The sequence below is a fragment of the Escherichia albertii NBRC 107761 = DSM 17582 genome (assembly GCF_000759775.1).
GTDB lineage: Bacteria > Pseudomonadota > Gammaproteobacteria > Enterobacterales > Enterobacteriaceae > Escherichia > Escherichia albertii.
The window spans coordinates 1-7090 of sequence record NZ_BBMY01000174.1; the positions used below are offsets into that span (position 1 = coordinate 1).

The following is a 7090-nucleotide window of genomic DNA, read 5'->3' on the forward strand; positions in this document are numbered from 1 at the left end:
GTGACACCGACAACGCGGTAACTAATTAAGCACTCATCGAAAGATGAGTATTAGTGATTATTTACCTATGGAAATAGTAAGAAATGGAACGAACAAGTTACAGCAAACTATCACAGCGTGACGTTGATCGCGCAGAAACAGATTTACTCATCAACCTGTCAACGCTTACCCAGCGTGGTCTGGCAAAGATGATTGGCTGTCATGAATCGAAGATAAGCAGAACGGACTGGAGATTTATTGCTTCGGTCTTGTGTGCTTTCGGAATGGCATCAGACATCAGTCCAATTAGCAGGGCTTTTAAGTATGCGCTTGATGGAATCACAAAGAAAAAATCCCCGGTGGTCGCCGGGGACGCTAAGCAAATTGATATGCAATTCTGAGGGAATTACTGGATCAATCTACAGGAGTCATTATGACAAATACAGCAAAAATACTCAACTTCTGCAGAGGTAACTTTGCCAAACAGGAGCGTAATGTGGCAGATCTCGATGATGGTTACGCCAGACTATCAAATATGCTGCTTGAGGCTTATTCAGGCGCAGATCTGACCAAGCGACAGTTTAAAGTGCTGCTTGCCATTCTGCGTAAAACCTATGGGTGGAATAAACCAATGGACAGAATCACCGATTCTCAACTTAGCGAGATTACAAAGTTACCCGTCAAACGGTGCAATGAAGCCAAGTTAGAACTCGTCAGAATGAATATTATCAAGCAGCAATGCGGCATGTTTGGACCAAATAAAAACATCTCAGAATGGTGCATCCCTCAAAACGAGGGAAAATCCCTTAAAACGAGGGATAAAACATCCATCAAATTGGGGGATTGCTATCCCTCAAAACAGGGGGACACAAAAGACACTATTACAAAAGAAAAAAGAAAAGATTATTCGTCAGAGAATTCTGGCGAATCCTCTGACCAGCCAGAAAACGACCTTTCTGTGGTGAAACCGGATGCTGCAATTCAGAGCGGCAGCAAGTGGGGGACAGCAGAAGACCTGACCGCCGCAGAGTGGATGTTTGACATGGTGAAGACTATCGCACCATCAGCCAGAAAACCGAATTTTGCTGGGTGGGCTAACGATATCCGCCTGATGCGTGAACGTGACGGACGTAACCACCGCGACATGTGCGTGCTGTTCCGCTGGGCATGCCAGGACAACTTCTGGTCCGGTAACGTGCTGAGCCCGGCCAAACTCCGCGATAAGTGGACCCAACTCGAAATCAACCGTAACAAGCAACAGGCAGGCGTGACAGCCTGCAAACCAAAACTCGACCTGACAAACACAGACTGGATTTACGGAGTGGATCTATGAAAAACATCGCCGCACAGATGGTTAACTTTGACCGTGAGCAGATGCGTCGGATCGCCAACAACATGCCGGAACAGTACGACGAAAAGTCTCAGGTACAGCAGGTAGCGCAGATCATCAACTGTGTGTTCAGCCAGTTACTGGCAACTTTCCCGGCGAGCCTGGCTAACCGTGACCAGAACGAACTGAACGAAATCCGCCGCCAGTGGGTTCTGACTTTCCGGGAAAACGGGATCACCACAATGGAACAGGTTAACGCAGGAATGCGCGTAGCCCGTCGGCAGAATCGACCGTTCCTGCCATCTCCCGGGCAGTTTGTTGCATGGTGCCGGGAAGAAGCATCCGTTATCGCCGGACTGCCAAACGTCAGCGAGCTGGTTGATATGGTTTACGAGTATTGCCGGAAGCGTGGCCTGTATCCGGACGCAGAGTCTTATCCATGGAAATCGAACGCGCACTACTGGTTGGTTACCAACCTGTACCAGAACATGCGGGCCAATGCGTTGACTGACGCGGAATTACGGCGCAAGGCTGCCGATGAACTGTCCTGTATGACCGCGCGAATTAACCGTGGTGAGGCAATACCTGAACCCGTAAAACAACTTCCTGTCATGGGGGGAAGGCCTCTAAACCGTGTGCAGGCTCTGACGAAGATCGCAGAAATCAAAGCTAAGTTCGGGCTGAAAGGAGCAAGTGTATGACGGGCAAAGAGGCAATTATTCATTACCTCGGAACGCATAAGAGCTTCTGTGCACAGGACGTTTCCGCACTAACAGGCGCAACAGTAACCAGCATAAATCAGGCCGCGGCTAAAATGGCACGGGCAGGTCTTCTGGTTATCGAAGGTAAGGTCTGGCGAACGGTGTATTACCGGTTCGCTACCAGAGAAGAACGGGAAGGAAAGGTGAGCACGAACCTGATTTTTAAGGAGTGTCGCCAGAGTGCCGCGATGAAACGGGTATTGGCGGTATATGGAGTTAAAAGATGACCATCTACATCACTGAGCTAATAACAGGCCTGCAGGTAATCGCAGGCCTTTTTATTTGGGGAAGAGGAAAGTCATGAAAAAACTAACCTTTGAAATTCGCTCTCCAGCACATCAGCAAAACGCTATTCACGCAGTACAGCAAATTCTTCCAGACCCAACCAAACCAATCGTAGTAACCATTCAGGAACGCAACCGCAGCTTAGACCAAAACCGAAAGCTTTGGGCTTGCCTTGGTGACGTCTCTCGTCAGGTTGAATGGCATGGTCGCTGGCTGGATGCAGAAAGCTGGAAGTGCGTTTTTACAGCAGCATTAAAGCAGCAGGACGTTGTTCCTAACCTTGCCGGGAATGGCTTTGTGGTAATAGGCCAGTCAACCAGCAGGATGTGTGTAAGCGAATTTGCGGAGCTATTAGAGCTTATACAGGCATTCGGTACAGAGCGTGGCGTTAAGTGGTCAGACGAAGCGCGACTGGCTCTGGAGTGGAAAGCGCGATGGGGAGATCGGGCTGCATGACTATCAAATCAAATACGCCATCACACGACAAGGACTGCTGGCAAACGCCGCTTTGGCTTTTTGATGCGCTGGATATTGAGTTTGGATTCTGGCTGGATTCAGCTGCGAGCGACAAAAATGCTCTGTGCGCTCACTGGCTAACTGAGGCCGACGACGCGCTCAATTCTGAGTGGGTAAGCCACGGTGCAATCTGGAATAACCCACCGTACAGCAATATCAGGCCGTGGGTGGAAAAAGCCGCTGAGCAGTGCATACAACAGCGACAGACGGTAGTTATGCTTGTACCAGAGGATATGTCAGTCGGATGGTTCAGCAAGGCTCTGGAGAGTGTTGACGAAGTTCGTATTATCACTGATGGACGGATTAATTTTATCGAACCATCGACAGGGCTGGAGAAGAAGGGAAACAGCAAAGGTTCCATGCTGCTGATTTGGCGACCGTTCATCAGTCCTCGACGGATGTTTACTACCGTATCCAAAGCGGCATTGATGGCGATCGGGCAGGGCGTCAGGAGGGCAGCATGAGACGACAGCGACGAAGCATCACCGACATAATCTGCGAAAACTGCAAATACCTTCCAACGAAACGCTCCAGAAATAAACGCAAGCCAATCCCAAAAGAATCTGATGTAAAAACCTTCAATTACACGGCTCACCTGTGGGATATCCGGTGGCTAAGACATCGTGCGAGGAAAACAAGGTGATTGACCAAAATCGAAGTTACGAACAAGAAAGCGTCGAGCGAGCTTTAACGTGCGCTAACTGCTGTGCAGAACTGATGAGCGATCCGAATAGCTCAATCTACGAGGAAGAAGATGATGGCTAAACCAGCGCGAAGGAAATGCAAAATATGCAAGGAATGGTTTCACCCGGCATTCTCAAATCAGTGGTGGTGCTGCCCGGAACACGGAACTCAATTAGCACTCGAACGACGAAGTAAAGAACGCGAAAAAGCGGAAAAAGCAGCAGAGAAGAAACGACGACGAGAGGAGCAGAAACAGAAAGATAAACTGAAGATTCGAAAACTCGCCTTAAAGCCCCGCAGTTACTGGATTAAACAAGCCCAACAAGCCGTAAACGCCTTCATCAGAGAAAGAGACCGCGACTTACCATGTATCTCGTGCGGAACGCTCACGTCTGCTCAGTGGGATGCCGGACATTACCGGACAACTGCTGCGGCACCTCAACTCCGATTTGATGAACGCAATATTCACAAGCAATGCGTGGTGTGCAACCAGCACAAAAGCGGAAATCTCGTTCCGTATCGCGTCGAACTGATTAGCCGCATCGGGCAGGAAGCAGTAGAGGAAATCGAATCAAACCATAACCGCTATCGCTGGACTGTCGAAGAGTGCAGGGCCATCAAGGCGGAGTATCAACAGAAACTTAAAAAACTGCGAAACAGCAGAAGTGAGGTTGCATGAATATCTACGAAAGAATTGATGGCAGCAAATACCGAAATATTTGGGTAGCTGGCGATCTGCACGGATGCTACACGAACCTGATGAAAAAACTGGAGACGATAGGATTCGACACCAAAAAAGACCTGCTTATCTCGGTTGGCGATTTGGTTGATCGTGGTGCAGAGAACGTTGAATGCCTGGAATTAATCACATTCCCCTGGTTCAGAGCTGTACGTGGAAACCATGAGCAAATGATGATTGATGGCTTATCAGAGTGTGGAAACGTCAATCACTGGCTGTTTAATGGCGGTGGCTGGTTCTTTAATCTCGATTACGACAAAGAAATTCTGGCTAAAGCTCTTGCCCATAAAGCAGATGAACTTCCGTTAATCATTGAACTGGTGAGCAAAGGTAAAAAATATGTCATCTGCCACGCAGATTATCCTTGTGACGAATACGAGTTTGGAAAGCCTGTTGATCATCAGCAGGTAATTTGGAACCGCGAACGAATCAGCAACTCACAAGACGGGATCGTAAAAGAAATCAAAGGAGCGGACACATTCATCTTTGGTCATACGCCAGCAGTGAAACCACTCAAGTTTGCCAACCAGATGTATATAGATACCGGCGCAGCGTTCTGCGGAAACCTCACATTGATTCAGGTACAGGGAGAAGGCGCGTGGGCATAAGAGAACTAAACCTCACCAAAGAACAGCACGAGTGGCTGAATGGCTGGCTTGAACTGTGGGGCGCATGGGTTTATTCAGGTCGTCTGGAAAAGCGCATGAGCAGCGTAATAGCTAAGTTCATGGAGAGCGTAGAGCCGGGAAGAGTTATGACAAGGCCAATGTGTAATGATGATGATGGAATGTTGATTTCTCAGGTCGTCGATTCCGTCATGTACATTGACAAGAAAGCCTTCGGCATCCTCCTCAGCTACTACGCTCATGGTTCTTCCAGGCACGCCATTGCATCTTACTATCATCGCGTCGCAAGACCTCGCAAGATGTTATGCCGGGGCGGCGGGCGCATTCAAAAACCATCGCTCGCAACCTGTCGACGGGAAGTTGACGAAATCCTTAATGCCTCGTTGTTTATGATTTACCCGGTTCTGGATAGTGCGTTTAAAAACCGGAAACGTGTAGAGAAAATTAAACATGTAGCATAGAACGTGTTGACATTATTGAGCAAATGAGCAACACTACTGGCATAAGCTGCCGTTAGTGACTCTTAAGTTGCAACGGTGGCTTTTTTTATTTGGGTCAGTCGTATAAAGGTCATTACGGAAGGCTGTTAACCTTCTTATCGTGGTTCGAGTCCACGCTGTCCCGCCAAACATGCTGGTTTAGCTCCAATGGTAGAGCAACTGACTTGTAATCATCAGGTCGCCAGTTCGATTCCGGTAGTCGGCACCATATGCGGGTATCATATAATGGCTATTACCTCAGCCTTCCAGGCTGATGATGCGGGTTCGATTCCCGCCACCCGCTCCAGATTTATTATCAGGCTCGCTTCGGCGGGCTTTTTTCATATCTGCGCCACGTTCGGTGCATATCAACCATAAAGCTTTTCATGGATGGGTTTACGGGATAGTCAGTGTGACTTCCTCCGTAGGCTGGTTACCCACTGGCGCAGGCTCTGCAGTTACCGCTGGGCAGTATCTGTGGAAAGTGCACGCTTTGGGCAGACTGTCATCATGTTGTTTCTGGTGGTGGCAGTGGATTTCACCGGGCGTCTGATGTCGGTACTGGCTGATGGTGTGATGATGCGTGGGATTGTGACATTACGGTGGTCGGTGATGAAAAGAAACAGTCTGAATAATGCTTGATTTTTTTACTTACTGTTTATTAGAAATACTGCCGTATGGCGAATCCCCATGTGTAAGAGGTTATCAGCAGGCTGGAATACTGGGGGGCGGCGCGGATTCAGGTGCTGATACTGAATTCACCGGGGCGGCCACCGGACCATGCATATATCAAAGTTGTGATTCTACTTATCATTTTCCTTGTGAGTTTTGGCTGCGCATGGCGCGGCCTTTTTTTACGATCTGCCACTGGCAGATGCTCATCCTGTGATTTTCTTCTGTTTCGGCCTTTTTTACTCTATTCCTGTGCATGGGAGAAATTCGATGTCGATTAATCGTTACGATATTGTGCGGGCAGCATCGCCATCAGATCTGGCGGACAAGCTCACGCAAAAACTGAAAGAAGGCTGGCAGCCGTTTGGTAGCCCTGTGGCCATAACTCCTTATACCCTGATGCAGGCGATTGCAGCAGAAGGTGATGTGGTGGTCAGTGGCACAACTGAGCCGGAGTGGTACTACGTGGTCGTGCTGGCCGGCCAGTCCAATGCCATGTCTTATGGTGAGGGTATTCCTCTTCCTGATTCATATGATGCGCCTGATCCGCGTATTAAGCAGTTGGCACGTCGCAGTACGGTGACGCCTGGCGGAGAGGCATGTGTATTTAACGATGTGATCCCGGCAGATCATTGTCTGCATGATGTGCAGGATATGAGTGTGTTCAGTCACCCTGAAGCAGATTTAAGCAAAGGTCAGTATGGGTGTGTCGGACAGGGCTTACATATCGCCAAACGTCTGCTGCCGTATATCCCAAAAAATGCCGGGATTCTGCTGGTTCCCTGCTCCCGTGGCGGTTCAGCATTTACAGCAGGGGCGGATGGTACATTCAGTGAAGCGACGGGGGCCAGCCAGAACTCAGCGCGCTGGGGAGTGGGTAAGCCGTTATATCAGGATCTGATACTGCGTACAAAAGCGGCACTGGCGAAGAATCCTGAAAATGTTCTGCTGGCGGTATGCTGGGTGCAGGGTGAATTCGATATGACAAACGCTGACTATGCTCAGCAGCCTGCAGCAGG

At 49.1% G+C, this 7090-nt stretch carries 13 protein-coding genes, 2 tRNA genes and 1 pseudogene; 15 read left to right on the forward strand and 1 reads right to left on the reverse strand.

Annotation, left to right across the window (positions count from 1 at the left end; translation table 11 throughout):
- Positions 1 to 83 precede the first annotated feature (83 nt).
- The 14 genes from EA14781_RS21150 (at position 84) to EA14781_RS24545 (ending at position 6041) form a co-directional block, all read left to right on the forward strand.
- Positions 84 to 380, forward strand: coding sequence for a CII family transcriptional regulator (locus EA14781_RS21150; protein WP_000442614.1), 297 nt, complete (start codon positions 84 to 86; stop codon positions 378 to 380).
- Between the two features lie 32 nt (positions 381 to 412).
- Positions 413 to 1312 (forward strand): replication protein, encoded by a 900-nt coding sequence (locus tag EA14781_RS21155; protein ID WP_000185427.1) that lies wholly within the window; start codon positions 413 to 415, stop codon positions 1310 to 1312.
- Positions 1309 to 2010, forward strand: coding sequence for a replication protein P (locus EA14781_RS21160; protein WP_000788918.1), 702 nt, complete (start codon positions 1309 to 1311; stop codon positions 2008 to 2010). The genes EA14781_RS21155 and EA14781_RS21160 overlap by 4 nt, the downstream gene beginning before the upstream one ends.
- A complete protein-coding gene (locus EA14781_RS21165) occupies positions 2007 to 2297 on the forward strand; it encodes a protein ren (protein ID WP_000145919.1) in 291 nt (96 codons plus the stop codon). Before EA14781_RS21160 ends, EA14781_RS21165 begins: the two co-directional genes overlap by 4 nt.
- Before the next feature lie 73 nt (positions 2298 to 2370).
- The gene (locus EA14781_RS21170) at positions 2371 to 2811 is read left to right on the forward strand and encodes a recombination protein NinB (RefSeq protein ID WP_000736899.1); all 441 of its coding nucleotides are present in this window, start codon (positions 2371 to 2373) and stop codon (positions 2809 to 2811) included.
- On the forward strand, positions 2808 to 3335 hold the full coding sequence (locus EA14781_RS21175; RefSeq protein WP_000153308.1) for a phage N-6-adenine-methyltransferase: 528 nt from the start codon (positions 2808 to 2810) through the stop codon (positions 3333 to 3335). Before EA14781_RS21170 ends, EA14781_RS21175 begins: the two co-directional genes overlap by 4 nt.
- Positions 3332 to 3514 carry a NinE family protein gene (locus tag EA14781_RS21180; RefSeq protein ID WP_001254256.1) on the forward strand — a complete coding sequence of 61 codons (183 nt, stop codon included), beginning with the start codon at positions 3332 to 3334 and terminating at the stop codon, positions 3512 to 3514. Before EA14781_RS21175 ends, EA14781_RS21180 begins: the two co-directional genes overlap by 4 nt.
- On the forward strand, positions 3511 to 3636 hold the full coding sequence (locus EA14781_RS21185; protein ID WP_000566995.1) for a protein NinF: 126 nt from the start codon (positions 3511 to 3513) through the stop codon (positions 3634 to 3636). The genes EA14781_RS21180 and EA14781_RS21185 overlap by 4 nt, the downstream gene beginning before the upstream one ends.
- Positions 3629 to 4234, forward strand: a complete 606-nt coding sequence (locus tag EA14781_RS21190) for a recombination protein NinG (protein ID WP_001107960.1) — start codon at positions 3629 to 3631, stop codon at positions 4232 to 4234. Before EA14781_RS21185 ends, EA14781_RS21190 begins: the two co-directional genes overlap by 8 nt.
- Positions 4231 to 4902, forward strand: coding sequence for a serine/threonine protein phosphatase (locus EA14781_RS21195; RefSeq protein WP_001028834.1), 672 nt, complete (start codon positions 4231 to 4233; stop codon positions 4900 to 4902). Before EA14781_RS21190 ends, EA14781_RS21195 begins: the two co-directional genes overlap by 4 nt.
- Positions 4893 to 5381: an antiterminator Q family protein gene (locus EA14781_RS21200; protein WP_000512812.1), complete on the forward strand. Its 489-nt coding sequence runs from the start codon at positions 4893 to 4895 to the stop codon at positions 5379 to 5381. Before EA14781_RS21195 ends, EA14781_RS21200 begins: the two co-directional genes overlap by 10 nt.
- 91 nt (positions 5382 to 5472) lie before the next feature.
- Positions 5473 to 5547: transfer RNA gene (locus tag EA14781_RS21205), tRNA-Asn, on the forward strand.
- 84 nt (positions 5548 to 5631) lie between these two features.
- Positions 5632 to 5706 (forward strand) — tRNA-Gly (locus EA14781_RS21215).
- Between the two features lie 170 nt (positions 5707 to 5876).
- Positions 5877 to 6041 carry a DUF3927 family protein gene (locus EA14781_RS24545; protein WP_000443178.1) on the forward strand — a complete coding sequence of 55 codons (165 nt, stop codon included), beginning with the start codon at positions 5877 to 5879 and terminating at the stop codon, positions 6039 to 6041.
- 166 nt (positions 6042 to 6207) lie between these two features.
- On the opposite strand, the pseudogene EA14781_RS26200 reads toward EA14781_RS24545, so the two are convergent.
- Positions 6208 to 6365: pseudogene (locus tag EA14781_RS26200) on the reverse strand (hypothetical protein); the annotation flags it as partial.
- Between EA14781_RS26200 and EA14781_RS21220 the strand changes: the two are divergent.
- A partial coding sequence (locus EA14781_RS21220) for a DUF1737 domain-containing protein (RefSeq protein WP_042336212.1) occupies positions 6342 to 7090 on the forward strand: 749 nt, incomplete at its 3' end. The pseudogene EA14781_RS26200 and the gene EA14781_RS21220 sit on opposite strands and share 24 nt — an antisense overlap.

Bases quoted from the DNA above. Each gene is read 5' to 3' on its own strand.
- EA14781_RS21150 (WP_000442614.1), top strand. From the start codon at position 84: ATGGAACGAACAAGTTACAGCAAACTATCACAGCGTGACGTTGATCGC.
- EA14781_RS21155 (WP_000185427.1), top strand. From the start codon at position 413: ATGACAAATACAGCAAAAATACTCAACTTCTGCAGAGGTAACTTTGCC.
- EA14781_RS21160 (WP_000788918.1), top strand. From the start codon at position 1,309: ATGAAAAACATCGCCGCACAGATGGTTAACTTTGACCGTGAGCAGATG.
- EA14781_RS21165 (WP_000145919.1), top strand. From the start codon at position 2,007: ATGACGGGCAAAGAGGCAATTATTCATTACCTCGGAACGCATAAGAGC.
- EA14781_RS21170 (WP_000736899.1), top strand. From the start codon at position 2,371: ATGAAAAAACTAACCTTTGAAATTCGCTCTCCAGCACATCAGCAAAAC.
- EA14781_RS21175 (WP_000153308.1), top strand. From the start codon at position 2,808: ATGACTATCAAATCAAATACGCCATCACACGACAAGGACTGCTGGCAA.
- EA14781_RS21180 (WP_001254256.1), top strand. From the start codon at position 3,332: ATGAGACGACAGCGACGAAGCATCACCGACATAATCTGCGAAAACTGC.
- EA14781_RS21190 (WP_001107960.1), top strand. From the start codon at position 3,629: ATGGCTAAACCAGCGCGAAGGAAATGCAAAATATGCAAGGAATGGTTT.
- EA14781_RS21195 (WP_001028834.1), top strand. From the start codon at position 4,231: ATGAATATCTACGAAAGAATTGATGGCAGCAAATACCGAAATATTTGG.